This window comes from Clostridium sp. CTA-6, assembly GCF_054768115.1.
In genome coordinates this window covers 37,631-64,339 of record NZ_BAAAAU010000008.1, presented here as the reverse complement: position 1 = coordinate 64,339, position 26,709 = coordinate 37,631, and the positions used below count along the sequence as shown (strand labels likewise).

The following is a 26,709-nucleotide window of genomic DNA, read 5'->3' as shown; positions in this document are numbered from 1 at the left end:
ACTTTTATGATAAATTTAAAGGTATTATTAAACAGAATATTAATAAAATTTAAATTATTTTTTAAAAGCGTTTATTACATAGGTGGGAATGATGCACTTCCACCGCCACTTTCAAAAGAAGAAGAAGAATATTTTGTACAAAGGTTAATAAATGGAGATGAAAAAGTTCGATCTGTTTTAATAGAAAGAAATTTAAGATTAGTAGTTTATATAGCTAGAAAATTTGAAAACACGGGTATATGTATAGAAGATTTAGTATCTGTAGGTACTATAGGATTAATTAAGGCAGTAAATACTTTTAAGCCAGATAAAAAAATTAAATTGGCAACCTATGCCTCAAGATGTATAGAAAATGAGATATTAATGTATTTAAGAAGAAATAGTAAAGTAAAGGCAGAAATATCTTTTTATGAGCCTTTAAATATTGATTGGGATGGAAATGAGCTGTTACTTTCAGATATATTAGGTACAGATAATGATGAGGTTTATAATTTAATAGAAGATGAAGTAGACAAACAATTATTGCTATTAGCTATGAAAAAATTAAACGAAAGAGAAAAGGAAATAGTAAGATTAAGATTTGGTCTTAATGGGAAAAGAGAAAAAACTCAAAAGGAAGTAGCAGATATGCTGGGTATATCTCAATCCTACATATCAAGGTTAGAAAAAAGAATAATTAAGACTTTAAAAAAAGAAATAAATAAAATGGTTTAGTTTGTCCTTAGTATAAAATTAGGTTCCTTTGGAAACAATTTAAATGCAATCATTCTGAAGGGACTGATGACTTTATGGTTATTAATAAAGTTGAAATTTGTGGAGTAAATACATCAAAATTGCCAGTATTAAAAGATAAAGAGATGAAAAAATTACTGGTAAGGATTAGGAACGGTGAAACAGAATGTAGAGAAGAATTTATACAAGGGAATTTAAGGTTAGTACTAAGTGTAATAAAAAGATTTAACAATCGAGGGGAAAATGTGGATGATCTTTTTCAAGTTGGATGTATAGGCCTTATAAAAGCTATAGATAATTTTGATTTAAGTCAAAATGTAAAATTCTCTACTTATGCTGTTCCTATGATAATAGGAGAAATAAGAAGATACCTAAGAGATAATAATTCCATAAGAGTTAGTAGATCTTTAAGAGATATAGCCTATAAAGCTCTACAGGCTAGAGACAAATTAATAAAAAATAATAATAAAGAACCAACAGTGTCTCAAATAGCTAAAGAATTAGAATTACCAAGAGAAGAGGTAGTGTTTGCTTTAGATGCTATACAGGATCCAGTATCTTTATTTGAACCTATATATCATGATGGCGGTGATGCCATATTTGTTATGGATCAAATAAGTGACACTAAAAATGTAGATGAGAACTGGATAGAAAACATATCTATAAAAGAAGCTATGAAAAAATTAAATGACAGAGAAAAGCTAATACTTAATTTAAGGTTTTTTGATGGAAGAACTCAAATGGAAGTAGCCGATGAAATAGGCATATCTCAGGCACAGGTATCTAGGTTAGAAAAAACTGCTTTAAAACATATGAGAAAGTATGTTTAATCAGAAAATGTTCTTAGATTATTAGAGAACACTTTAAGCTACTGATAAATATTTTTTATCAGTAGCTTTTTATTTTTTTATCTTTTTCATAGAATACAATAAGGAAACATATATTATAATATAAAAATTGTTTAAGGGGGGTATACCATGGAACAAGTAGAATTATATTCCATAGAAAGTTTAAAAAATATGGAGGTAATAGACTTAAATACCGGTAGTAAAATGGGATACATAAAGGATTTGATTATAGACTGTGATTCTTATAAAATATTATCTATAGTTCTACCTACTGAGAAAGTAGGATTTTTCAATAAAAAAGAAGATTTAGAAATAAGTTGGGACAAAATATATAAAATAGGTACGGATGTTATACTAGTAAATGGAGATAGCTATCTTGTAGAAGATAATTAGCTTGTTTAAAAAGGATTTTATACTTTTAACCATTGAAAATTTAAGTATATAGTAGAAAAAATGGAGAAAAAGTGTATAATTAATATATATAGCTAAATTTTAGTAATCTAAAGAAAAGGATGTGGATTAAATTGAAGTGTCCCTACTGTGCATATGGAGAAAGCAAAGTGGTAGATTCAAGATCTACAGAGGATGGAAGTTCCATAAGAAGAAGAAGAGAATGTTTAAAATGTAATAGAAGATATACTACCTATGAAAAAATAGAAACTACACCTATTCTTGTTATAAAAAAAAATATGAGTAGGGAATATTTTGATAGAAATAAAATAGTAAATGGTCTTATGAAAGCTTGTCAGAAGAGACCAGTATCAAGAAAGCAAATTGAACAAATAGCAGATGAAGTAGAAAGACATATAAGCAATGAAATGCTTACAGAAGTAAATACAGATGAAATAGGACAAATAATAATGAAGAATTTAAAAAAGATAGATGAAGTATCCTATGTTAGATTTGCTTCTGTATATAGACAGTTCAAAGATATTAATACTTTTATGGAAGAGATTAAAAATCTAATGGAGAAGAATTAGATATAATTTTATTTTTATAAACTTAAATTATTAAATCTTTAAAAAATGAAGTATAAAAACTTAAAATTAATTTAAATATATAAAAACTTAATGCTATTATGGTAATAGTATTAGGTTTTTTATTTTGTAAACTTTATATTAAAATAACTAGAATTAATTATAGGGAAGTTAAGAACCCTATGTTAAAATAAAGTTAAATAGGTTAAAAGTCATAAATATTTTAAAAATAATATAAAATTAATGATAATATATTTATAGGAAGGATGATGTGTATTATGAATTTTGAAAAAATTAATGTGGGTGCATATACATTTCTAAAATTAGAATTTAAAAATGCTAATTTTATATTTTCTACTGGAGAAAATCACCTAAATTTTAATAAAAGTATAGATGAAGGAAAAAAAAATTTAAATAATATAAAAAGGTGGTTTTCATTAGAGGAAGTATGTTATTTAAATCAGATACACAGTAATATAGTTAGAAATTTTAAGGATAAAGATAAAGAGGGAGATGCAATAATAACTAATAAATTTAATAGAGCTGTAGGGGTTTTTACAGCAGATTGTGTCCCTATATTATTATATGATAAAAAAAATGAGGTAGTAGCTGCAGTTCACAGTGGATGGAGAGGAACTTATGAAAAGATAGTTATACACACCATAAATAAAATGAAAGAGAATTATAATACAAAAACAGAAAATATTATAGCCTCAATAGGTCCTCATATAAAGGATTGTTGTTATGAAGTTAGTTATGAGTTAATAAATAAGTTTAAAGAAGGCAAAATATATAATGATTGTAATATAAGTTATAACAGAAATTTAAATCTGGAAGCATGTATATTGATACAATTAAGAAATATAGGGGTTAAAAATGAAAATATAATTAGAGCAAATTTATGTACTATGTGTAGCTCTGATCCTAAATTTTATTCCTATAGGAAAGAGGGGAATATAGGAAGACAATTTTCCTTTGTATATTTAAATAAACAATAGGAGGGGGACTATGGCCATGGAAAAAATACTTATAGTAGACGATGAAGAACATATATGTGAATTAATAAAATTTAATTTAGAAAATAATGGATACGAATGTATTTGCGCTTTAAATGGGATAGATGCATTGAATATAGTTAAGGAAGAGAAACCGGATTTAGTACTTTTAGATCTAATGTTACCAGGAATGGATGGGTATGATGTTTGTAAGGAAATAAGAAAAGATAATAATATAGCTACTACTTCTATAATAATGATTACAGCTAAAGGGGAAGAATTGGATAAGGTTTTGGGCTTAGAATTAGGAGCTGATGATTATATAACTAAACCTTTTTCTGTTAGAGAAATGGTAGCTAGAGTAAAAGCGGTACTTAGGAGAAGAACAACTATAAATATAGAATCTAAATCCTATGTTTTAGGGAATATTGTTATAGACTTTGAAAAACATTCTCTTACAAAAGAAGGAAAAAAAATAGAGCTTACATTAAAAGAGTTTGAGCTTTTAGAGGTGTTAATAAAGAATAAAGGGAAGGTTATGACAAGAGATTTTTTGCTGGATACAATATGGGGATATGAATATATTGGAGAAACTAGGACTGTAGATGTGCATATAAGGCATTTAAGAAAAAAAATAGAGGATGACGATAAAAATCCTAAGTATATTGAAACTATAAGAGGAATAGGATATAGATTCAATAGTGAATTTTAAAAGGTGAAGTTATGAAAAAAAAATTAACGTTATCAATACTTATAATTTTAATATTTACATTAACAATAATATCCTCACTTTTCTTAATAACTATTAATAATCAGTATATAGAAAGCAGTAAAAGTAGATTAAAGAATAATAATTCTCTTATATTAAAAGTAATAGGAAACGAAGATCCTAAAAATATTGTTAATTTTATAAAGAATAATTATAAAGATAATGATATAAGGGTAACTTTATTAGATTATAAAGGTAATGTTTTAGTAGATTCTAAAGAAAATAGAGTAGAATTAGAAAATCATAATAAAAGAGAAGAAATAATAAATGCAAAAAAAAATGGAGAGGCTTATAGTGTAAGATATAGTAATACAAGAAAAGTAGAAAGTGTTTATTTTGCAAGCAAAGTTAATAATGATTATATAATAAGAAGTGCCATAGATATGAAAGATATAAAATTATTAGAAAAAAATTATAGTAAATACTATATTTCTATAATATTATTTTCTTTTATACTATCTTTTTTATTTTCATCCAGAATATCAATGGCTATGATAAAACCTATAAAAAATCTTGAATTTGTAACTGCGAGAATAGCAAGAGGGGACTTTGATAGAAGAGTAATAATAAATTCAGAGGATGAAATAGGGCGACTTGGAATAACCTTCAATGCTATGGCAGATATATTGGAAAATAGCTTGGTAGAAGTTAGAGATAAGCAAAATAGACTAGAGGCTATACTTAAAAGTATGGATAGTGGTGTTGTAGCCATAGATAAAGAATTTAAAGTTATCATGATTAATCCCTATGCTAACAAATTATTTGGTATAAAAAGAGATATAATAGGGGAAAATCTTATGGATAATATAAGGGATTTTGAATTAGAAAGAGTATTAAAGGATAAAGAACCTGGCTATAAAGAAATAAATATATTATGGCCAGAAAAAAGAACCCTTAGGATTAAAACTACAGATATAATAAGTAAATATGATAATATAGGTACTGTGGCAGTAGTACAGGACATAACAGATATAAAGAAACTAGAAAATATGAGAGAACAATTTGTAGCAAATGTATCCCATGAATTAAAAACTCCATTAACATCTATAAAGGGTTTTTCAGAAACTTTAAAGTATGTAGAGGATAAAAAAAATAGAGAAAAATTTTTACAAATAATAAACGATGAAGCGGATAGACTTACAAGATTAATAAATGATATATTAGTATTATCCAATATAGAGAAACAAAAACAAGAGTTAATAAAAGAGGAAATAGATTTAAATGAATTAATTGAAAAAGTATATTGTTTAGTAAAAAAATCTGCAGAGGATAAAAATATAAAAATAAATATTGTAGGAGGAAAAGTACCTTTATTAATAGGAAACAAGGATAAATATAATCAAATGATAATAAATTTAATAGATAATGCTATTAAATATACAGAGCCTAATGGTGAGGTAAATATAGGTACGAGACAAGATAAAGATAATATAATATTTTGGGTAGAGGACACAGGAGTAGGTATTTCGAAAGAACATTTAGATAGAATATTTGAAAGGTTTTATAGAGTAGATAAGGCACGATCCAGAGCAGAAGGGGGAACGGGGTTAGGTTTAGCTATAGTAAAACATATAGTTTTGGGGATTAATGGGAAAATAGAAGTAAAAAGTGAACCTAAAAAAGGTACTAAATTTATAGTGAAAATACCTTTAAGTATAATATAGATTAAAATAAAAATATAGAGTGAAGAAGTTTTTGATATTTATAACAAAAACTTCTTCATTTTTCTATATATAGAATTTTAGGCCTATTTAGAAATAAATAATTGCATAAGTCAAGAAAAAAAGCAAAAACTAATGTTAAATTTAATTAACTTTACTATAATAATTGCTTAACTTAGATGATTTAAAATATAAAACATAATGATTAAGAAAACATAAAATAAAAAATCTTGAACGGAGGTTTTTATTAATGAAAAGAAAAGGACTTAAATTAATAATATCAGCTTTAACAATTACTATGACCTTAGGGATATTGGCGGGTTGTGGTAATAAACAAGAAAATAAGGAAGAAAGCAAAAAAGAAGCTATAAGTGGTAGTATAACAGCATTAGGTTCCTCAGCATTGCAGCCTTTAGTTGAACAAGGAGCCAAACAATTTATGCAAAAAAATCCAGATGCTACTATAAATGTTCAAGGTGGAGGAAGTGGAGCTGGAATAAATCAAGTAGTTTCAGGCTCTGTTGAAATAGGAAATTCTGATGTAACAGCAGAATCTAAATTAAAAGATAAAAATGAAGTTTCATCTTTAGTAGATCACAAAGTTTGTGCCATAGGATTTGGTATGATAGTCAATAAAGAAGTAAAGGTAGATTCTTTAACAAAAGAACAAATACAAAAAATATTCACAGGAGAGATTACTAACTGGAAAGAGGTTGGTGGTCAAGATGAAAAAATAAATGTTATAAATAGATCTAAATCCTCAGGTACAAGATCTACTTTTAAGGATACTATAATGGATGGAAAGGATGAAAAAGAAGGCTTAGGTACAACTCAAGATTCTAGTGGAAGTGTTGTAAAAGCCATAGGACAAACAAAGGGAAGTATAAGTTATGTAGCTTTTTCACATCTTAATGATGAAGTAAAAGCTATAAAAATAAATAATGTAGAGCCAACAAAGCAAAACATAATAGCTAAAAAATATCCTTTTTGGTCTTATGAACATATGTATACAAAGGGAAAACCAGAAGGATTAACAAAAGCTTTTATAGACTATATGATTAGTGATGAAGCTAAGCCATTAATAGAAAGATTAAAATATATACCAGCTAGTGATATTAAGTAATTATTAAAATTTAGTAAAGCTTAACTTTTAGTATTTTAATTTTTATAAAAATTTATGTAAACTTAAATGTTATTTGATGTAGAGTAAAATATAAAACTTTAAAAGTGAAGAAGGTAACTATTTAGATGGGGTTTAACAATAGGTAATAGGTTATAACCCCATTTAAAATAATAATTATTAGAGGAAGATGAGTTATGCATATAAGCAATAGGAAGATTTACAATAAAGAAATAACTAAAAGAAAGTTATTGAAAAATTTAAGAAATGAATACATAGGAAGAGGATTATCAACCATATGTGGAGTGTTAATAGTTTTTTTGACTTTATCTATAATATTTTTTGTAGCCTTAAAAGGCGTAGCGGTGTTTTCAAAGGGAGTTTCATTAAAAGAGTTTTTATTTTCTACTAATTGGAGCCCAGATAAGGATGTCCCTAAATTTGGTGCATTAAATTTTATAGCAGGATCTACTTTTGTATCTATTGGTGCAGTGATATTAAGCGCACCTATAAGTATAGCTTTAGCTATATTTATAAATTATATATCTCCTAAATTAGGAGAAAAAGTTTTAAAACCTGCCTTAGAATTATTTGTAGGTATTCCTTCAGTAGTATATGGATGGTTAGGTATAAGTATATTATTGCCAATTATAAAAAGGATCTACGAAGGAACGGGTTTTAGTATTTTAGCAGGAATAATAGTTTTAAGTATAATGATATTACCAACTATAGCTAGTATTTCTGTAGATGCAATAAAAGTAGTACCTAAATCTTATTTACAAGCTTCCTATGGATTAGGAGCAACTAGATGGCAAACTATAAGTAAGGTTATAGTACCTTCAGCTAAAAATGGAATATTAACAGGCATTATATTAGGGCTTGCAAGAGCCTTTGGAGAAGCATTGGCTGTTCAAATGGTAATAGGAAACTCTATTCAGTTCCCTAATAAATTATTAAATCCAGCTTCTACATTAACAAGTGTTATTACTATGGATATGGCAAATACCATAGGAGGAACAGTATGGAACGATGCACTTTGGGCTTTAGCACTATTGCTTTTAGTAATATCCTTCCTATTCATAATATCCATTAGAATGATAGCTAGAAGGAGGGAAGATTAATGAATTCTAAATTAATAGATAAAATTTGGACGGCTATATTATATTTTATTTCCGCATTGGTAGTTTTATTGTTATTAGTACTTTTAGGATATATATTAATAAAAGGCGTAGGTACACTAAATTTAGAATTTTTGTTTTCAGATCCTAAAATAGGAGAAGCAGGAGGAGGAATAGGGCCTCAATTATTTAACTCCTTTTATATGCTTTTAGTATCGTTAATAATTACAGTACCTATAGGAATAGGAGCTGGAATATATCTTGCGGAGTATGCTAAAGAAGGGTTCTTTTTAAATGTGGTTAGAGTTTCTATAGAAACTATGGCTTCCCTTCCTTCTATAGTAGTTGGATTGTTTGGCTTTTTAGTTTTTGTAAAAATCACTAATTGGGGTTTTACTCTTTTGTCAGGAGCGTTAGCTATATCAATATTAAATTTACCAGCTTTAACTAGGGTAAGTGAAAATGCTATAAAGGAGGCTTCTAAAGGAATAAAGGAAGCAAGTTTAGGCCTTGGAGCCACAAGATTTCAAACAATAAAAACAGTAGTGCTTCCTTCAGCTATTCCTCAAATTTTAACAGGAATAATATTAGCAGCAGGAAGAATATTTGGAGAAGCAGCAGCACTTTTATATACAGCAGGAATGAGTGCCCCTAGTTTAAATTTTACAGCCAACATAACTTCAAAGGCTTTTCCACTTAATCTAATGAGACCAGCAGAAACATTAGCAGTTTATATATGGAAAGTAAATTCAGAGGCTATGATACCTGATGCTGCTAGAGTAGCTAATGGAGCTTCAGCGGTTTTAATTATAATGGTTTTATTATTTAATATATTAGCTAGAATAATAGGCAAAAAAATACACAAAATGTATACAGGGGATAATTAAGGAGGGAAAGGCATGGCAATTATTAAAACAGAGGAGCTAAATTTATATTATGGTAATGTAAAAGCTTTAAAAAATATAAATATAGATATAGAAAAAAATAAAGTTACTGCTTTAATAGGGCCTTCAGGATGTGGGAAATCCACATTTTTAAGAACTCTAAATAGAATGAATGATTTAATAGATTCTGTAAAAATAGAAGGTAGCGTATATTATGAGGGAAAAGATATATATAAAGACTATGATGTGATAGATCTTAGAAAGAAAATAGGAATGGTATTTCAAAATCCTAATCCCTTTCCTATGTCTATATATGATAATATAGCTTATGGCCCTAGAATTCATGGAATAAAAACTAAAGAGAAGTTAGATCAAATAGTAGAAAAAAGTTTAAAAGGAGCAGCCCTTTGGGAAGAGGTAAAGGATAGGCTTAAAAAAAATGCATTGGGGCTATCAGGAGGACAGCAGCAAAGACTTTGTATAGCTAGAACACTAGCTGTAGAACCAGAAATATTGTTAATGGATGAACCAACTTCAGCACTAGATCCTATATCTACTCTTAAAATAGAAGAACTTATGGATGAGCTTAAAAATAAATATACAGTAATAATAGTAACACATAATATGCAACAAGCAGGAAGAATATCTGATAACACAGCATTTTTCTTAAATGGAGAGATAATAGAAGTAGGAAAAACTGAAGAATTATTTTATAAACCGAAAGATAAAAGGACAGAGGATTATATAACAGGTAGATTTGGTTAGAGTTAGTTAAATGAAAGGGGAAGAATAGATTGAGAAAGGTATTTGATAAAGAACTTCTAAAGCTTCATAATAGTATATTAAGAATGGGCAGTATTGTAGAAAAGCAAATAAATACATGTATTCAGGCATTAGTAAAAAAAGATGAAAAATTAGCAGACGAAGTGATAAAAAATGATGATTTAGTAGATGATTTAGAAAAAAAAATAGAAGATGAATGTATAGTTCTTATAGCAAAAGAACAGCCTTTAGCTACAGATTTAAGAAAAATATTTACTACTCTAAAAATTGTTACGGATTTAGAAAGAATGGCAGATCATGCAGTGGATATAGCTAAAATAGCAAAAAAAATAAAAGATGAAGAATACGTTAGGCCTTTAATAAAAATACCTAAAATGGCAGAGCTAGTTCAAAATATGATAAAAGAATCTTTGGATTCTTATGTAAATGAAAATAAAGAAGGAGCTTACAAAGCTTGTACTTTAGATGATGAAATAGATTATATCTATAAAACTGCCTTTAAAGAGTCCATAGATACAATGTTAGAAAGAAAAGAAAGTATAAATCAACTCACACAATTTCTATTTGTGTGCAAATACCTAGAAAGAATAGCGGATCATGCCACTAATATATGTGAATGGACTATTTATTTAATAACAGGAGAACATATAGATATGAATGAATAAAACTTTAAAAAAATAATATATAATAAAATTATTATATTAAAAAGTTAAGAAAATTTATTTAAATATATTTTGTAGCGCTTCTAAGATAAAATGGAAAGTATGTATTTTAAAATGTTGAGCTTCCATAAATCTTATGAAGTGTTTTGTTTTTTTATACTATATATTTGTTTATAATGTTCAAAATAGTAAATAATATTATAAATAGTAGGGTATATTTAATTATTTCAAGAATATGGAGTAATTATTAGGTTCAGCTGGAGTTTGATTAAAATTATTACTTTTCTATTTTTAAAATTGAATTTTAAGTTGTAAATTGACTAAATTACTATATTAATGTAATATAATTTAATGATAAATATAAAATTTGGAGTTGAAAAAATGAAAAAGGAAATACTAAAAGTAGAAAGAGGTAGTATAGCAGAGGAACTTGAAATAGAAAAGGGAGATTTTTTACTGTCTATAAATAATAAAGAAGTTAAAGACATTATTGACTATAAATTTTTAGTTTGTGATGAATACTTAGAAGTTGAGATAGAAAAAAGTAATGGGGAACTTTGGGAGCTTGAAATAGAAAAGGATTATGATGAGGATTTAGGAATAGAATTTAAGGCAGCCATACTAGATGTACCTCAAAGATGCCATAATAATTGTTTGTTTTGTTTTATAGATCAACTACCAAAGGGTATGAGAAAAACTCTTTATTTTAAAGATGACGATTCAAGATTATCTTTTCTTCAAGGAAATTTCCTTACTCTTACAAATATGAAGGATGAAGACATAGAAAGAATAATAAATTATAAAATAAGTCCTATAAATATATCTGTACATACCACAAATCCAGAACTTAGGGTTGAACTTTTAAATAATAGATTTGCAGGAAACATATATGAAAGAATGAAGAAATTAGCTGAGGGTGGTATAAAAATGAATTGTCAGGTGGTTTTATGCCCCGGACTTAATAATGCAGAAGAACTAAAAAGAACCATAGAAGATTTATATGCTCTTTATCCTCAGGTAGAGAATTTAGCAGTAGTTCCTATAGGAGTTACAAAATTTAGAGAAGGTTTATATCGGTTTGAACTTTTTAACAAGGAAACTGCTAATAAAGAATTAGATATGGTAGAAGAATATCAAAATAAATTTATAAAGGAAATAGGAAAGCCATTTGTAAGACTATCTGATGAATTTTATGTTATAGCAGAAAGGGAAATTCCTAAAGAAGAATTTTACGATGGATTTCATCAATTAGAAGATGGCGTAGGTGTTATAAGGATATTTAGGAATAATATAAAAAATAATGTAAAAAAACTTTCAACCAAAGTTAAGGGGAGTTTTTCACTTATAACAGGACAATCTGCTTATAAAGAAATACTAGAGGCTAGTAGAATAATAAACAATTATAATAATGACATAAATATAGAAGTTATAAAAATAGATAATAATTTTTTTGGAAAGACCATTACTGTAGCTGGACTTATAACAGCCAATGATATAATAGAACAAACACAGGAGAAAAATTTAGGAAAGTATGTTATAATTCCAGATGTAATGCTTAGAAAAGGATATGAATTAGCAGATATATCCGAACAAGTTTTCTTAGATGATGTAACACTAAAAGAATTAAGCAAAAGTTTAAAAAGAGAAATTTTAGTATGCGATTATACAGGAGAAGACTTAATAGATATAATAAACAAACATAGCAGGGAGGAATAAAAATGGGAAAACCTATAGTTGCAATAGTAGGAAGACCTAATGTAGGTAAATCTACACTATTCAATAAATTAGCAGGAAAAAGAATAGCTATAGTACAAGATACACCAGGAGTAACAAGGGATAGGATTTATGCAGAGGCTGAATGGCTAAATTACAAATTTACAATGATAGATACAGGTGGTATAGAACCAGAAAGCGAAGATATAATAATATCTCAAATGAGAAGACAGGCGCAAATAGCTATAGAAATGGCTAATGTAATAATATTTTTAGTAGATGGAAAAGAAGGATTAGCACCAGCAGACGAAGAAGTAGCACAAATGCTTAGAAAAAGTAAAAAACCTGTAGTACTAGTAGTAAATAAAATTGACAAACTAAAGGATGAAGATAATGCTTATGAGTTTTATAATTTAGGTATAGGAGATCCTGTAACTATATCCTCATCACAGGCATTAGGTTTAGGTGATATGTTAGATAGAGTTGTAGAACATTTTAAAGATGATAAATCAGATGGAGAAGAGGATGAGAGAATAAATATAGCTTTTGTAGGTAAACCAAACGTAGGAAAATCCTCTCTTATAAATAAATTGCTAGGGGAAGAAAGACTTATAGTAAGTAATATTCCAGGAACTACAAGAGATTCTATAGACAGCTATGTAAATACAGATTTTGGTGAGTTTACTTTAATAGATACAGCAGGATTAAGACGTAAGAGTAAAGTGAAAGAAGAAATAGAAAGATACTCTGTAATAAGAACTTATGCATCTATAGAAAGAGCAGATGTATGTATCCTCATGATAGATGCCACAGAGGGAATATCTGAACAGGATCAAAAAATAATAGGATATGCTCATGATTTAAATAAGGCTATTTTAGTTATAGTTAATAAATGGGATTTAGTAGAAAAGGATGATAAGACTATGGATAAATTTAAAAAAGAGTTAAAAGTTAATTTATCCTTCATGGCTTATGCAAAATATTTATTTATATCTGCTAAAACAGGTCAAAGAGTTGTAAAAGTTTTACAAACTGCTAAAGAATGTTATGATAATTATACTAAGAGAGTAAAAACAGGGGTCTTAAATGATGTAATAAGTCAAGCTATTATGATGAAAGAACCTCCTATAGTAGGGACAAAAAGATTAAAAATTTACTACGTAACTCAAATAGGAACAAAACCACCAACTTTTGTTTTCTTTGTAAATGATCCAGCTTGTATACATTTCTCTTATCAAAGATATTTAGAAAATCAATTAAGAGAAAATTTTGATTTCCAGGGTACAGGAATAAAATTAGAATTTAGAGAAAGAAAAGAAAAATAAATTTAAAGATATCCTATAGATAACTGCCACTAAAACAAAGAGTTTTAAGTGGCAGTGAATATATAGGAATTTTTAATATAAACCTATTTATTTAAATTAATTTTAAATATCAATTGAAAATAAAAATTAGGTTAATAATTAACTGGTGGGGAAAGGAAGGAATAAGATGGATTCAACAGTTTGTTTTTTAGGGGCAGGTAGTTTTGGAACAGCTTTAGCTGTGATGTTGGGTAAAAAAGGATTAGAGATTAACATATGGCATAGAAAAAATAACATAGTAGAGGATATAAATATCAAAAAAGAAAATATAAAATATTTACCTAAAGTAGTAATACCTGCAGGGATAAAAGCTTATAATGAAATAGAAAAAAGTATGGAGCAATGTGAATTTATAGTATTAGCAGTACCTTCTCATGTGATAAGACAGGTATGCAAAAAAATACAACCTTTCATAAAAGAAAATCAAACAATAGTAAGTATAGCTAAAGGTATAGAAGAGGGTACAGGGAAAAGATTATCTGAGGTCATAGAAGAAGAATTGCCTAGTAATCCTATAGTAGTGTTGTCAGGGCCTAGTCATGCAGAAGAAGTGGCTCAAGATATACCTACTACGGTAGTTGTGTCTTCAAAGCATATGGATATAGCTAAAAAAGTTCAGGATCTTTTCATGACTAATAAATTTAGAGTGTATACCAATGATGATTTAATAGGAGTCGAAATAGGAGGAGCCGTTAAAAATATTATAGCTTTAGCCGCAGGTGTATCTGATGGCATAGGTTATGGTGATAACACAAAGGCAGCTTTAATGACAAGAGGTATGAGTGAAATAATAAGAATAGGTACAAAGCTTGGAGGCAAACAGGAAACATTTTCAGGTCTCACTGGTATGGGAGATTTAATAGTTACTTGCACAAGTATGCATAGTAGAAATAGAAGAGCTGGTATATTAATTGGTAAAGGTTATAGCACAGAAGAAGCAATAGAAGAGGTAGGTATGGTAGTAGAAGGGATAAAAGCTTGTAGAGCCTTTTATACATTAAAAGAAAAGCTAGATGTAGAAATGCCTATAACAGATACATTATATAAAGTTTTATTTGAAAATAAAGAGCCTAATTATGGGGTCTATGAACTTATGACTAGGGATAAAAAAATGGAAATGATTTAAGATAATAATTATAGGTGAAGTGCTAATCTAAAGGTAGAAGATGTCTTCTACCTTTTAGATTAGTGTTTTTTTACATTATCTTAAGAATAGCAACTGACGCTGGTACAGTAGTTATTGTAGTTCCAGGTATAGTAGTGGCTGCGGAAATAGTTAAATTTTGGGTGTCCACATTTCTAATTTGAAGGACAGCTGGAGCGGTTGTTACTTGAGCATCTACTATTCCTACTATTTCATTGTTACCAGGTGATTTTTGAGCAGAACCTGGTACAGGAACACCACCTATGAAAACCTCAGTTATTCCATTGGATGATGTGGTTAATGCAGTATAAGATATCCTATACAGCCCTGTTTCATTTATAGTTATATCAGTGCTTGGAGGAGTAAAGGTATATAGGGATGGAGGATTTATTGGACCAACCTTATCATATGATATAGCTTCATTAGTGCCAACTACCAACACATCTGTAAGGTCTCTATAAACATATATGGTTCCAAGTTGGCTAGGACCAGTAGTACCAGTTACACCTCTAGGTCCAGTAATACCTCTAGTACCAGTAATACCTCTAGGTCCAGTTACACCTCTAGTACCAGTAATACCTCTAGAGCCAGTAGCGCCCCTAGGGCCAGTTACACCTCTAGAACCTCTAGGCCCAGTAGGTCCAGTTGCACCTCTAGGGCAGGTGCATCTACCACAACATGGTATGCATATTTTACATCTATTATTCAAGTAAATCACCTCTATTTAAATAATGTTATTATATTTTTGCTAATAAAGTTTAATATATCAGCATTACTATATAATATGACGTTTTTTTTTTTTGACATAAAAATTAGGTTAATATATTGTAAGATATAGATAATTAAGCAATTTCCATAATTTTTAATTCTTAATATAGCTAAGTATTCCTTAAAACAAGAAGAAGATTCATCCTAGATATGACAAAGCATATAAGAAATATTCTTTGTCAGTTATTTGGAATATCAGTAAGGTTATACAATTGTCTTATGAGGTATAAAATTAATATTATATCTATTTGATAATTCTTTATTTCTAGGAATAAATATTAGCAATTGGTAGTATATATATAATGTTAATATTATAATATTGGGGGGTATAATTTGGATAATTTTAATATATACAAAGATATCGCAGAAAGAACCCAAGGAGATATTTATGTAGGAGTAGTTGGACCTGTTAGAACAGGGAAATCTACTTTTATAAAAAAATTCATGGAAAAAATGGTTATACCAAAGATAGAAAATGCTTATAAAAAACAAAGGGCTAAAGATGAACTTCCTCAAAGTTCTTCAGGTAAAGCTATCCATACTACAGAACCAAAATTTGTACCTAATGAAGCTGTAGAAGTAAGTTTAGAAAATGATACTAAATTTAAAGTTAGAATGGTGGACTGTGTAGGTTATATTGTGAATGGAGCTCTAGGCTATATGGAGGAAGAGGATAAGCCTAAAATGGTTACAACACCATGGTATGATTATGAAATACCTTTTGAAGAGGCAGCAGAAATTGGAACTAAGAAGGTTATAAACGAGCATTCTACTATAGGACTTTTAATTACCACAGATGGATCTATAACAGATATAGATAGAGAAAGCTATGTAGAAGTAGAAGAAAGAGTTGTAGAAGAGTTAAAATCTATAAATAAGCCTTTTATAATAGTTTTAAATTCATCACATCCATATGAACCGGAAACTATAGAGTTAAGAAAGAGTCTTGAAGAAAAGTATGATGTACCAGTACAAACTATGGATATTTTAAATATGAAAGAAGAAGATATGACTAATGTTTTCCAAAGAGTACTTAAAGAGTTCCCTATAAAAGAAGTGAATATAGATATGCCAGCTTGGATAGAAGAGCTAAAGCCGGAACATTGGTTAAAAGCTGACTTTATAAATGTAGTAAAAAATATGGCAAAGGAAATATATAAAGTACGTGACATAAAAAAATCTATGGAAAATCTATATGAATTTGAATTTTTAGATAATTCTACATTAAATGAGATGAATATGGGAGAAGGAACAGCTCGAATAGCTTTAAAGCCGAAAGAAGATCTGTTCTATAAAATAATAGGGGAAGTTTGTAATAGGGAAATAGAAAACGAAAATGATTTATTAAAAATAGTTGAAACTATGAATAAAGCAAAAATAGAATATGATAGAATAGCAGAGGCTTTGGAGGATGTAAAAGAGACGGGGTATGGTTTGGTGGCACCACAACTTACAGAAATGAAATTAGAAGAGCCTGAAATAGTAAAACAAGGCAATAGATACGGAGTTAAATTAAAGGCTAGTGCACCTTCATTACATTTTATAAGGGCCGATATTGAAACAGAAGTATCCCCAATAATGGGAACAGAAAAGGAAAGCGAAGAAATGCTAAAATCTTTGTTAGAAGAATTTGAAACAGATCCATCAAAGATATGGCAAAGTAATATGTTTGGTAAATCCTTAGAAGTATTGGTTAAAGAGGGACTACAAAATAAATTATACAGAATGCCAGAGGATGTACAGGTTAAGATACAAAAAACTCTTCAAAAGATAATAAACGAAGGTAATGGAGGGCTTATCTGTATCATATTATAAGGAAAGTGCGACGCACTTTCCTTAGAGAACAGAGTATAGAGAATAGATATGGATGATTTTTCTCCGCTTTGCCACGTAAAGTGTAAAATTATATTTTCTTTTTTTATAAAAAAGACTTAAGACCTTAAAAAATTTTCGATAGAAAATTAATGCGTAGCATGGCAAAAGATTGTACTTTTCATAATCTTTATACGAATTTAAATTGCATTCAAAACTATTTGCGTTAGCAAACAAATTTAATATATAAAGCCACTAATTTCAGCTAGTTTTTATATAAACTTAATGTAATCAGTGGCTTTTATATATTTTTTAGTAATACTTCTCTAATGAAGAAAATTTTTAAGATTACTCTATATAAAATTCTTATAAATGTTTAGCTACAAAACTTCTGACTAAGCGGATAATTATAAATGAAGCTTCTGCTTAATTCTTTGCATAAGTAAGCACCCCATGTAAAAATTATAGGTTTGGGATATTCACTTGAATTTTTTATATCAATCTAAATATTAATTACTATAGAAAGCCTCCGGACGCGCTATCGCTTTTTTTAGATATCTATATATGAAATCAAAATTTAATTTTATAATATTTAAACTACCTAATAATTTTAGTAAAAATATTTAAATTAAAGATTTTGTGTAGAGGAGTGGAACAAAATCATCCATATCTGTTCTCTGTTCATTATACTCTGTACTCTAAGTAAGGAAAGTGCGTCGCACTTTCCTTATGTGGTTTAACATTCAGTTAGTGACAGATGGAGTGTAAAAATGTATAATTAATTTTGGAACATTTTATATTAAAAATAAAAATTTTCAATATATTTTATTATAGAATTAAATAATAAAAATTTAATAATATTGTATAGATAGGGGGAAGTTATGAAGATATGAAAAAAGTAGCAGTTGTTTTTAACGGAGGTACTATTTCCATGAAGGTAGACCCTAGAATAAAGGCTGCGGTACCAAGTTTATCTGGGGAAGAAATTATGGCTATGGTAACAGGCATAGAGGAATATGCTGAAATAGAGAACTATGAATTTTCTAATTATCCAAGTCCTTATATAACTCCTGAGCAAATGATGGATTTATCAAAGTATATAAAGAATATATTAGAAAGAGAAGATATTTGTGGAGTTGTAGTTACTCATGGTACGGATTCTTTAGAAGAAACAGCCTATCTTTTAGATTTAACTATAAAAACTCATAAGCCTGTAATCGTTACAGGAGCTATGAGAAGCAGTTCTGAATTAGGTTACGATGGACCTGCTAACTTGGCAGCTTCAATTTGTACAGCTATATCTAAAGAAGCTATAGGTAAAGGTGTTTTAGTTTGTTTAAATGATGAATTAAATTGTGCTAGTGAGGTTACAAAATCTAATTCTACTGCATTAAATACTTTTAAGAGTCCTATATTTGGACCTATAGGCATAGTAGATAATAACCAAGTAATATTTTATAGAGAAAGATTAAAAAAACAACATATAGAGACAAATAAAATAGAAAGCAGTGTAGCTCTTATAAAGTGTGTATCAGGTATAGATTCAAGTTTTATAGATTTTTGTTTAGATAGAGATTATAAAGGTTTGGTAATAGAGGCTATGGGTAGAGGTAATGTACCTCCCAATATGGTACCTGGTATAAAAAGAGCAATAGATAAAAATATACCAGTAGTGCTAGTTTCAAGATGCTATGAAGGTAGAGTATTGGATACTTATGGTTATGAAGGCGGAGGAAAACAATTAAGAAAAATAGGAGTAATATTTGGAGATAGTCTTCCAGGACAAAAGGCAAGGATAAAATTGGCTCTAGCATTAACAAAATCAAATTATGATGTAGAAAAAATAAGACAAATATTTGAAGATGGCCTTTATAAATATACCACTAAATAAATTAACACACTAAAAATATAATTATTTTAATAATTATAAAAATATAGTGTTATAATAATGTAAAAAGCATAAATTATGTTATAATTTTATTTGAAAAACAGAGTATTTTAAAGTAAAATAGAGATTATGTTGTAAATATCCTTTAGTTTATGTATAATTATCATATCTGGCTGTTTGTGGAAGGATGAAGAATATGGTTAAAAGTATGACGGGGTTTGGTAGAGGTTTTTTAGAACAGGATAAAAAAAGTTTTACTGTAGAAATGAAAAGTGTAAACCATAGATACTGTGATATAAACATAAGAATGCCTAAAGCATTTATGGCTTTAGAAGAAAAAATGAGAGCTACAATACAAGAAAAAGTACATAGAGGTAAAATTGATGTTTATATCACAGTAAATACATATGATAAAGATGATGTAGAACTTATATACAATGAAACCTTATCAGACAATTATTATGAATGCTTAAAAAAGATAAGTAAAAGATATGATGTTAAAAACGACATATCAGTATCTTTAATAGGAAGATTTCCAGAAGTAATAACTGTAAAACAAAAAGAAGAGGATTTAGAAGAAGTCTGGAAAAATTTAAATACTCCGCTGAAAAAAGCGGTGGATGCTTTGGTATCCATGAGAGAGAGGGAGGGTAGTAAATTATATAAAGACATAAATATAAAATGTGATGAAATAAAAAAAATGGTTGATAGAATAGAGGAAAAGGCACCAAAAGTAGTGAATGAATATAATAAAAAAATTCATGAAAGAGTAAGTGAGCTTTTATCCCAATCAGAAATCGATGAAAGTAGAATAGCTATGGAAGTGGCATTATTTGTTGATAAATCTTCTGTAGATGAAGAAATAGTTAGATTAAATAGTCATATAAATCAAGTATCAGAAACCCTTAATTTAAAAGAACCTGTAGGAAGAAAATTAGATTTTATAGTTCAAGAGATGAATAGAGAAGCAAATACTATAGCTTCTAAATCTACAGATCTTGAAATAGTTAATTTAGTATTAAATATAAAAAATAATATAGAAAAAATTAGAGAACAAATTCAAAATATAGAATAATTAGGAGGATTTTTAATGGCAATAAAATTAATAAACATAGGATTTGGTAACATAGTTTCAGCCAATAGATTAGTTGCAATAGTAAGCCCAGAATCAGCACCTATAAAAAGAATAATACAAGAAGCAAGAGATAGAGGTATGCTTATAGATGCAACTTATGGAAGAAGAACAAGAGCAGTTATAATAACTGATAGTGATCATGTTATTTTATCAGCAGTTCAGCCAGAAACAGTAGCTCATAGATTAGCTTCTAAAGCAGAAGAAGAAGAGATAAATGAGGGAGAAGAGTAATGGCCAAAAAAGGACTTCTTATAGTTATTTCTGGACCATCTGGTGCAGGAAAGGGAACTATATGCAAAGAACTTTTAAAAAAGGAAGACCTATGGGTATCAGTTTCTGCCACCACTAGATCTCCAAGAAAGGGAGAGGAAAATGGAGTACATTATTTTTTCTTAAATGAAGATGAATTTAATGAAAGAATAGAAAAAGATGATTTTTTAGAATATGCTAAAGTTCATCAAAATTTATATGGAACTCCAAAATCTAGTGTTTTAGAAAAGATTAATAATGGTAATAATGTAATATTAGAGATAGATATTCAAGGAGCTTTAAAAGTAAAAGAAACTTATCCAGAAGGAATATTTATATTTATATTGCCTCCTTCTATGGAAGAATTAAAAAATAGAATAATAAATAGAGGTAGTGAAACAGCAGAAACTTTAATGATAAGATTTAAAGCTGCTTACAAGGAAATAAATTATGTATCAAAATATAATTATGCAGTAGTAAATGATACAGTGGAGGACGCAGTTAATAAGGTCAGAAGTATTATATTAGCGGAAAACTGTAGAGTTGATAGAATGAAGGATACAATATTAGCATCAAAGGAGGAATTTATTCATGAGCAATTCTATGATTAATCCATCAATAGTAAATTTATTAGAGAAGGTTGATGACAGATATTCATTAGTAACTATAACATCTAAAAGATCAAGACAATTAATAGATGGAGCAAAACCACTTGTAGATATAGATTCAACTAAACCTGTTACAGTAGCAATAAATGAAATACATGAGGGAAAAATAACTTATAAAACAGTTAAAGAAGGAATAAAATAAAATGAATAAAAAATGTGTAGTATTAGGTGTAACAGGGGGAATAGCTAGTTATAAAGCTCTGGATATAGTGAGCAAATTAAAAAAGCTAAATTATGATGTGAATGTAATAATGACAAAGTCTGCCCTACAATTTATACACCCACTACCTTTTCAAAGTTTAAGTGGTAATATGGTTTCAAAGGATATGTTTGAAGAACCAAAGGCCTTTGAGATACAACATATATCCTTAGCTAAAAAGGCAGATATGATATTGGTAGCTCCTGCTACAGCTAATATTATTGGTAAAGTAGCTAATGGTATAGCTGATGATATGTTATCTACTACTATAATGGCAGCTACTTGTCCTGTAGTATTTGTACCAGCTATGAATACAAACATGTATAAAAATCCTATAGTAAAAAATAATATAGAAAAACTAAAAAGTTTTGGTTATGAATTTATTAACCCTATATCAGGAAGATTAGCCTGTGGAGATGTAGGGGAAGGTAAAATGGCTGATACTGAAGATATAGTAGAAATAGCAGATAGTATGCTTTATCCTATAAAAGACTTAACGGGAAAAAATGTATTAGTTACTGCAGGTCCTACCCTAGCACCTATAGATCCAGTAAGATATATAACAAATAAATCTTCTGGAAAAATGGGATATTCTATAGCAAAGGAAGCTAGAGATAGGGGCGCAAAGGTTACATTAGTATCTGGTCCTACAAACTTAAGAACACCTTTAGGTGTAGATATAATAAAAATTAATACAAATGAAGAGATGCTTAAGGCTGTTAAAGATAATTTTAAAAATCAGCACATAGTTATAAAATCTGCAGCTGTGGCAGATTATAAGCCTAAAGAATATAAAGAGCATAAAATAAAAAAAACTGGTGATGATTTAAATTTAGCACTAATAAGAGATAAAGATATTTTAAAAGAATTAGGACTAATAAAAGAAAATCAAATATTGGTAGGCTTTGCAGCAGAAAGCAAAGATCTTTTAGATAACGCTAAATCTAAATTGGAGAAGAAAAATCTAGATTTTATAATAGCAAATAATATATTGTCTAAGGAAACAGGATTTGCATCAGAGGATAATTTGGTTACAATAATATCCAAGGATGGGCATATTAAAAATTTAGAAAAAATGTCTAAAAGAGAAGTAGCTAAAGGGATATTTGATACTATATTAAATAAAAAATAATATGAAAATAAAAAAGAGGCAATAACCTTATAAGTTAAGCCTCTTTTATTTAGCGGATAAACAGAGTTTTTGGCTTTAGAGGGAGTTTTTACTCCCTCTGAAGCTTAGAAATCGTTATCCAGGGACGTACCCGCTCTTTACTCCCACTTTGAAGAAGATGGGAGTATTAGAGCGGGTAGTCATCGGATAAAAAGGTATCTAGTTAATAATATAGAGTTTTAGATTTATGTTGTGCTTACAAATTCTTATCTAAAGGATAAAAAAATTTCCTTAAAAGGGTGATAAAGTGTTTAAATATGCAGGTATTATAGTAAATAATTCTTCTATAAAATTGGATAAATTATTTACTTATGCTATTCCAGAGGAATTAAATAAAAAAATAAAAATAGGACATAGAGTAAAAGTTCCCTTTGGTAAAGGCAATAAAAAAATAGATGGTTTTGTTTTAAAATTATATAAAAATTATAAAGATGAAGATAAAGTTTCTATAAAGGATATAAGCAATATATGTGAAGAGGATCCTTTATTAGATTTAAATAGAGTAAAGCTTGTAGAACAAATGAAGGAAAGATACCTTTGTACATATTTAGAAGCTATAAAGGTATTAGTACCACCAGGTATTACAAAGGGAAACAAAGAAAAAAAAGAAAACTTTATATTTATATATAAAGATTTAGAGGGTAAATATTTAAAAGAAAATTATGAGAAAATATATGATTTTGTAAAATTAAATGATGGAGTTTATAATAAAAATATATTAAATAAAAAATTTGGATTTTCCCTATCATCTATAAATACATTAATAAAACATGGATTTTTAATTCAAGAGAACCACGTAGTAAATAGATATAATGAAAAAATGTATAGAAATTATGAAGAAAGGATACTAAATGGAGACCAAAGTTTAGCTCTTTATAGAATTTTAAACTCCAATAGAAAATTATTTTTAATACATGGTGTTACAGGTAGTGGAAAAACAGAGATATACATGCATTTAGTAAAGAAATTAATGGAAAAAGATAAGGATTCTATAATTTTAGTACCAGAAATATCACTAACTCCTCAAATGGTGGAAAGATTCAAAGGTAGATTTGGAAAAAATATAGCTGTATTTCATAGCAAACTCTCTGATGGTGAAAGATTTGATGAATGGATGAGAGTAAAAAGAGGAGAAGTTAAAGTAGCTATAGGAGCAAGATCTGCAGTGTTTTTACCTTTTAAAAATTTAGGATCTATCATAATAGATGAAGAACATGAAAGTAGCTATAAGTCTGATAGTAATCCTAAATATAATGCTAGGGATATAGCAGAACTTAGATGCACGAATGAAGGCTGTAAGATTATTTTAGGATCAGCTACACCATCTTTAGAAACTTATTATAGAAGTAAAAATAAAATAATAGATTTAATTACCATAAAAGAAAGAATAGAGGGGGCGTCTATGCCGGAGGTTAAAATAGTTGATATGAGAGAAGAACTTATGTCAGGTAATAAATCTATATTTAGCAGAGAACTATTTGAAGATATAAGCACAAGGTTAGAAAAAAAAGAGCAAATAATATTATTCTTAAATAGAAGAGGCTTTTCTACATTTGTATCCTGTAGAGAATGTGGGTATGTTTTCAAATGTAAAAATTGTGATATTTCTTTAACCTATCATAATAGGGATAGTAGCTTAAGGTGCCACTATTGTGGAGCAAGTATGAGAATACCAAAACAATGTCCTAAATGTAATAGTAAATATGTAAAATATTTTGGAGCAGGAACAGAAAAAGTGGAAAAATCCATAAAAAAATATTTCCCTGAAGTTAGAACTTTAAGAATGGACTTAGATACTACAAGGACTAAGAATGCTTATGAAAATATTTATAATACTTTTAAAAAGGGTGAAGCTGATATATTAATTGGAACTCAAATGATAGCAAAGGGATTAGATTTTGAAAATGTAACTTTAGTTGGAGTTTTAGCAGCAGATATGTCTTTAAATTTACCAGACTATAGATCAGGAGAAAGAACTTTTCAACTTATAACTCAAGTTTCAGGAAGGGCAGGAAGAGGAAAAAAACAAGGGAAAGTTTTAATTCAAAGTTATAATCCAGAAAATTATAGTATAACCTCTGCGGCTAAAAGTGATTATGAAGGATTTTATAATAAAGAGATAAAAATAAGAAAAGATATGAATTATCCTCCCTTTTCAAAAATATTGCTTATAAATTTAAGTAGTAAATATGAGAATAAATTAATAAAAAATACACATAAAATTGGTATAATATTAAAGAATATTGTATCTAAATATGATAACTTAAATATGTTAGGCCCTTGTCCTAGTCCATTATCTAAAATAAAAGAGATGTATAGATGGCAAATAATATTAAAAGGAAATGTGACGGGGGATATAATGAATGAAATACAAAAAATAGTTTATACTTCATTGGAACAAGTTTATAATGATATAAGAGTAAGTATAGATATAAATCCTAACAGTTTGTTATAATTTTTAAATTTAGGAGGTAGTAAAAATGGCAATAAGAAATATAAGAAAATATGGGGATGAATTATTAAGAAAGAAGAGTAGGAAAATAGAAAAGATTGATGATAGAATTTTAACTCTTTTAGAGGATATGGCAGAAACTATGTACAGTGCAGAGGGTGTGGGACTTGCAGCACCTCAAGTAGGAATATTAAAAAGAGTGGTAGTTATAGATGTGGGAGAAGGATTAATAAAACTTATAAACCCAGAAATAATAGAGACAGAAGGAAGCCAGAAAGATGTAGAAGGATGTTTAAGTGTTCCTGGTGAGCAAGGAGAAGTAGAAAGACCATATAAAGTTAAAGTTAAAGCTTTAAATGAAAAAGGAGAACAAATAGTATTAGAGGGAGAAGAATTATTAGCTAGAGCCTTTTGTCATGAGATAGATCATTTAGATGGAGTCTTATTTGTAGATAAGGTAATAAATAAATAGGGAGGAGAAAATTAATTTGAAAGATACAACTATAGTTTTTATGGGTACTCCAGATTTTGCGGTACCATCTTTAAAAAAATTAATAGAAAAATTTAATGTAAAAGCAGTATTTACACAACCGGATAGACCAAAGGGGCGAGGTAAGAAATTAGCTATGTCAGCGGTTAAAGAGGTAGCCTTAGAAAATAATATAGAGGTATATCAACCAATAAAATTAAAAAATGATGAGATTTGTATAAAAAAGTTGAAGGAAATAAACCCAGATTTTATAATAGTAGTAGCTTTTGGACAAATACTATCAAAGGAAGTTTTAGATATACCAAAGTATGGATGTATTAATTTACACGCCTCTCTACTTCCTAAATATAGAGGGGCAGCCCCTATAAACTGGGCAATAATAAAGGGAGAAAAAGAATCTGGAAACACTACTATGTTTATGGATGAAGGTTTAGATACAGGTGATATGCTTTTAAAAAATACAGTTAAGATAGCAGATGATATGACTGCAGGTGAGCTTCATGATATATTAATGGAAAGTGGTTCAGAACTTTTAGTAACTACCATAAAGGGATTAAAAGAAGGAACTGTAAAAAGAGAGAAGCAAAAGAGTGAAAATATTATATATGCCTCTATGCTAAATAAACAAATGGGGAAAATAGATTGGAATAAAACTTCTAAGGAAATAAATTTACTTATAAGAGGTTTAAACCCACGGCCAGTTGCATATACTCAATATAAAAATGAAACTATGAAAATTTATAACAGTAGTATATTAAAGGAAAGCTCAAATAAAACTCCAGGTACTATATTAAAGGTATCAAAAGAAGGTATTAAAGTAGCTACCCGTGATGGAATTTTATCTATTACAACTGTACAATTTCCGGGGAAAAAACCTATGAAAGTAGAAGAATATATAAAGGGACATGATATAGAAGAGGGATTAGTATTAGGAGAATAGAGGAAAAATTTTTTATTTATGTTTAAAATATTTAGTAAGGTTTAAACTAGATATAATTTATTTTTTATTTTATAATTAGTTAGTATTAAATAAAAATAGAGAAAAGACGTAGATGAATTTGAAATTAAATTCAATATATATTTATGTGAAAGGTATTGATAAATTAA

General features: G+C 28.4%; 26 protein-coding genes. 25 read left to right on the top strand and 1 reads right to left on the bottom strand.

The features are described 5' to 3' along the window. Positions 1-6 precede the first annotated feature (6 nt). The 15 genes from sigE (at position 7) to ACYUDJ_RS13310 (ending at position 14,752) form a co-directional block, all read left to right on the top strand. Positions 7-714 (top strand): RNA polymerase sporulation sigma factor SigE, encoded by a 708-nt coding sequence (sigE, locus tag ACYUDJ_RS13380; protein WP_003399432.1) that lies wholly within the window; start codon positions 7-9, stop codon positions 712-714. Positions 715-788: 74 nt separating this feature from the next. Continuing rightward, on the top strand, positions 789-1,562 hold the full coding sequence (sigG, locus tag ACYUDJ_RS13375; RefSeq protein ID WP_003393807.1) for an RNA polymerase sporulation sigma factor SigG: 774 nt from the start codon (positions 789-791) through the stop codon (positions 1,560-1,562). 147 nt (positions 1,563-1,709) lie between these two features. Further along, the gene (locus ACYUDJ_RS13370) at positions 1,710-1,973 is read left to right on the top strand and encodes a YlmC/YmxH family sporulation protein (RefSeq protein WP_003484669.1); all 264 of its coding nucleotides are present in this window, start codon (positions 1,710-1,712) and stop codon (positions 1,971-1,973) included. Between the two features lie 131 nt (positions 1,974-2,104). Continuing rightward, positions 2,105-2,560 carry a transcriptional regulator NrdR gene (nrdR, locus tag ACYUDJ_RS13365; protein WP_003494421.1) on the top strand — a complete coding sequence of 152 codons (456 nt, stop codon included), beginning with the start codon at positions 2,105-2,107 and terminating at the stop codon, positions 2,558-2,560. Between the two features lie 275 nt (positions 2,561-2,835). After that, on the top strand, positions 2,836-3,555 hold the full coding sequence (pgeF, locus tag ACYUDJ_RS13360; protein ID WP_042384645.1) for a peptidoglycan editing factor PgeF: 720 nt from the start codon (positions 2,836-2,838) through the stop codon (positions 3,553-3,555). Positions 3,556-3,565: 10 nt separating this feature from the next. Continuing rightward, positions 3,566-4,264 carry a response regulator transcription factor gene (locus ACYUDJ_RS13355; RefSeq protein WP_003484672.1) on the top strand — a complete coding sequence of 233 codons (699 nt, stop codon included), beginning with the start codon at positions 3,566-3,568 and terminating at the stop codon, positions 4,262-4,264. A gap of 11 nt (positions 4,265-4,275) precedes the next feature. Continuing rightward, complete coding sequence (gene pnpS, locus ACYUDJ_RS13350; protein ID WP_003484673.1) at positions 4,276-5,985, top strand: two-component system histidine kinase PnpS; 1,710 nt, start codon at positions 4,276-4,278, stop codon at positions 5,983-5,985. A gap of 247 nt (positions 5,986-6,232) precedes the next feature. Continuing rightward, complete coding sequence (locus ACYUDJ_RS13345; protein WP_003484674.1) at positions 6,233-7,105, top strand: phosphate ABC transporter substrate-binding protein; 873 nt, start codon at positions 6,233-6,235, stop codon at positions 7,103-7,105. A 194-nt stretch (positions 7,106-7,299) separates the two neighbouring features. Beyond that, entirely contained in the window at positions 7,300-8,223 is a 924-nt protein-coding gene (gene pstC / locus ACYUDJ_RS13340; protein WP_003484675.1) for a phosphate ABC transporter permease subunit PstC, read from the top strand. Further along, on the top strand, positions 8,223-9,107 hold the full coding sequence (gene pstA, locus ACYUDJ_RS13335) for a phosphate ABC transporter permease PstA (RefSeq protein ID WP_003484677.1): 885 nt from the start codon (positions 8,223-8,225) through the stop codon (positions 9,105-9,107). The genes pstC and pstA overlap by 1 nt, the downstream gene beginning before the upstream one ends. Positions 9,108-9,119: 12 nt before the next feature. After that, a complete protein-coding gene (pstB, locus tag ACYUDJ_RS13330; RefSeq protein ID WP_003484679.1) occupies positions 9,120-9,869 on the top strand; it encodes a phosphate ABC transporter ATP-binding protein PstB in 750 nt (249 codons plus the stop codon). Between the two features lie 29 nt (positions 9,870-9,898). Continuing rightward, entirely contained in the window at positions 9,899-10,552 is a 654-nt protein-coding gene (gene phoU / locus ACYUDJ_RS13325) for a phosphate signaling complex protein PhoU (RefSeq protein WP_003484680.1), read from the top strand. Positions 10,553-10,930: 378 nt separating this feature from the next. Further along, positions 10,931-12,265, top strand: a complete 1,335-nt coding sequence (locus tag ACYUDJ_RS13320; RefSeq protein WP_042384648.1) for a radical SAM protein — start codon at positions 10,931-10,933, stop codon at positions 12,263-12,265. 2 nt (positions 12,266-12,267) lie between these two features. Continuing rightward, the gene (der, locus tag ACYUDJ_RS13315; protein ID WP_003484684.1) at positions 12,268-13,587 is read left to right on the top strand and encodes a ribosome biogenesis GTPase Der; all 1,320 of its coding nucleotides are present in this window, start codon (positions 12,268-12,270) and stop codon (positions 13,585-13,587) included. A 166-nt stretch (positions 13,588-13,753) separates the two neighbouring features. Continuing rightward, positions 13,754-14,752, top strand: a complete 999-nt coding sequence (locus tag ACYUDJ_RS13310) for an NAD(P)H-dependent glycerol-3-phosphate dehydrogenase (protein ID WP_042384651.1) — start codon at positions 13,754-13,756, stop codon at positions 14,750-14,752. Between the two features lie 70 nt (positions 14,753-14,822). Here ACYUDJ_RS13310 and ACYUDJ_RS13305 read toward each other — a convergent pair whose 3' ends face one another. Beyond that, entirely contained in the window at positions 14,823-15,479 is a 657-nt protein-coding gene (locus ACYUDJ_RS13305; protein ID WP_460289646.1) for a hypothetical protein, read from the bottom strand. Between the two features lie 392 nt (positions 15,480-15,871). Between ACYUDJ_RS13305 and spoIVA the strand changes: the two genes are divergently transcribed. From spoIVA to fmt, 10 genes are all read left to right on the top strand, one after another. Then, positions 15,872-17,353: a stage IV sporulation protein A gene (spoIVA, locus tag ACYUDJ_RS13300; RefSeq protein ID WP_003484689.1), complete on the top strand. Its 1,482-nt coding sequence runs from the start codon at positions 15,872-15,874 to the stop codon at positions 17,351-17,353. A gap of 886 nt (positions 17,354-18,239) precedes the next feature. After that, on the top strand, positions 18,240-19,241 hold the full coding sequence (locus tag ACYUDJ_RS13295; RefSeq protein ID WP_003484690.1) for an asparaginase: 1,002 nt from the start codon (positions 18,240-18,242) through the stop codon (positions 19,239-19,241). Positions 19,242-19,434: 193 nt separating this feature from the next. Beyond that, positions 19,435-20,313, top strand: a complete 879-nt coding sequence (locus ACYUDJ_RS13290) for a YicC/YloC family endoribonuclease (RefSeq protein WP_042384657.1) — start codon at positions 19,435-19,437, stop codon at positions 20,311-20,313. 15 nt (positions 20,314-20,328) lie between these two features. Continuing rightward, positions 20,329-20,604 carry an extracellular matrix/biofilm regulator RemA gene (gene remA / locus ACYUDJ_RS13285; protein WP_003484705.1) on the top strand — a complete coding sequence of 92 codons (276 nt, stop codon included), beginning with the start codon at positions 20,329-20,331 and terminating at the stop codon, positions 20,602-20,604. Beyond that, entirely contained in the window at positions 20,604-21,233 is a 630-nt protein-coding gene (gene gmk, locus ACYUDJ_RS13280; protein ID WP_003484706.1) for a guanylate kinase, read from the top strand. The genes remA and gmk overlap by 1 nt, the downstream gene beginning before the upstream one ends. Then, positions 21,214-21,432 carry a DNA-directed RNA polymerase subunit omega gene (gene rpoZ, locus ACYUDJ_RS13275; RefSeq protein ID WP_003388622.1) on the top strand — a complete coding sequence of 73 codons (219 nt, stop codon included), beginning with the start codon at positions 21,214-21,216 and terminating at the stop codon, positions 21,430-21,432. Before gmk ends, rpoZ begins: the two co-directional genes overlap by 20 nt. 1 nt (position 21,433) lies before the next feature. Continuing rightward, positions 21,434-22,621 carry a bifunctional phosphopantothenoylcysteine decarboxylase/phosphopantothenate--cysteine ligase CoaBC gene (coaBC, locus tag ACYUDJ_RS13270; RefSeq protein ID WP_003484708.1) on the top strand — a complete coding sequence of 396 codons (1,188 nt, stop codon included), beginning with the start codon at positions 21,434-21,436 and terminating at the stop codon, positions 22,619-22,621. A gap of 286 nt (positions 22,622-22,907) precedes the next feature. Beyond that, positions 22,908-25,115 (top strand): primosomal protein N', encoded by a 2,208-nt coding sequence (gene priA, locus ACYUDJ_RS13265; RefSeq protein WP_003484709.1) that lies wholly within the window; start codon positions 22,908-22,910, stop codon positions 25,113-25,115. Positions 25,116-25,140: 25 nt separating this feature from the next. After that, a complete protein-coding gene (def, locus tag ACYUDJ_RS13260) occupies positions 25,141-25,584 on the top strand; it encodes a peptide deformylase (protein WP_003484710.1) in 444 nt (147 codons plus the stop codon). 16 nt (positions 25,585-25,600) lie between these two features. Further along, positions 25,601-26,542, top strand: coding sequence for a methionyl-tRNA formyltransferase (gene fmt, locus ACYUDJ_RS13255; RefSeq protein ID WP_080333549.1), 942 nt, complete (start codon positions 25,601-25,603; stop codon positions 26,540-26,542). Positions 26,543-26,709: the final 167 nt, after the last annotated feature.

Bases quoted from the DNA above. Each gene is read 5' to 3' on its own strand.
- sigE (WP_003399432.1), top strand. From the start codon at position 7: ATGATAAATTTAAAGGTATTATTAAACAGAATATTAATAAAATTTAAA.
- sigG (WP_003393807.1), top strand. From the start codon at position 789: ATGGTTATTAATAAAGTTGAAATTTGTGGAGTAAATACATCAAAATTG.
- ACYUDJ_RS13370 (WP_003484669.1), top strand. From the start codon at position 1,710: ATGGAACAAGTAGAATTATATTCCATAGAAAGTTTAAAAAATATGGAG.
- pgeF (WP_042384645.1), top strand. From the start codon at position 2,836: ATGAATTTTGAAAAAATTAATGTGGGTGCATATACATTTCTAAAATTA.
- ACYUDJ_RS13355 (WP_003484672.1), top strand. From the start codon at position 3,566: ATGGCCATGGAAAAAATACTTATAGTAGACGATGAAGAACATATATGT.
- pnpS (WP_003484673.1), top strand. From the start codon at position 4,276: ATGAAAAAAAAATTAACGTTATCAATACTTATAATTTTAATATTTACA.
- ACYUDJ_RS13345 (WP_003484674.1), top strand. From the start codon at position 6,233: ATGAAAAGAAAAGGACTTAAATTAATAATATCAGCTTTAACAATTACT.
- pstC (WP_003484675.1), top strand. From the start codon at position 7,300: ATGCATATAAGCAATAGGAAGATTTACAATAAAGAAATAACTAAAAGA.
- pstA (WP_003484677.1), top strand. From the start codon at position 8,223: ATGAATTCTAAATTAATAGATAAAATTTGGACGGCTATATTATATTTT.
- pstB (WP_003484679.1), top strand. From the start codon at position 9,120: ATGGCAATTATTAAAACAGAGGAGCTAAATTTATATTATGGTAATGTA.
- ACYUDJ_RS13320 (WP_042384648.1), top strand. From the start codon at position 10,931: ATGAAAAAGGAAATACTAAAAGTAGAAAGAGGTAGTATAGCAGAGGAA.
- der (WP_003484684.1), top strand. From the start codon at position 12,268: ATGGGAAAACCTATAGTTGCAATAGTAGGAAGACCTAATGTAGGTAAA.
- ACYUDJ_RS13310 (WP_042384651.1), top strand. From the start codon at position 13,754: ATGGATTCAACAGTTTGTTTTTTAGGGGCAGGTAGTTTTGGAACAGCT.
- ACYUDJ_RS13295 (WP_003484690.1), top strand. From the start codon at position 18,240: ATGAAAAAAGTAGCAGTTGTTTTTAACGGAGGTACTATTTCCATGAAG.
- ACYUDJ_RS13290 (WP_042384657.1), top strand. From the start codon at position 19,435: ATGGTTAAAAGTATGACGGGGTTTGGTAGAGGTTTTTTAGAACAGGAT.
- remA (WP_003484705.1), top strand. From the start codon at position 20,329: ATGGCAATAAAATTAATAAACATAGGATTTGGTAACATAGTTTCAGCC.
- gmk (WP_003484706.1), top strand. From the start codon at position 20,604: ATGGCCAAAAAAGGACTTCTTATAGTTATTTCTGGACCATCTGGTGCA.
- rpoZ (WP_003388622.1), top strand. From the start codon at position 21,214: ATGAGCAATTCTATGATTAATCCATCAATAGTAAATTTATTAGAGAAG.
- coaBC (WP_003484708.1), top strand. From the start codon at position 21,434: ATGAATAAAAAATGTGTAGTATTAGGTGTAACAGGGGGAATAGCTAGT.
- def (WP_003484710.1), top strand. From the start codon at position 25,141: ATGGCAATAAGAAATATAAGAAAATATGGGGATGAATTATTAAGAAAG.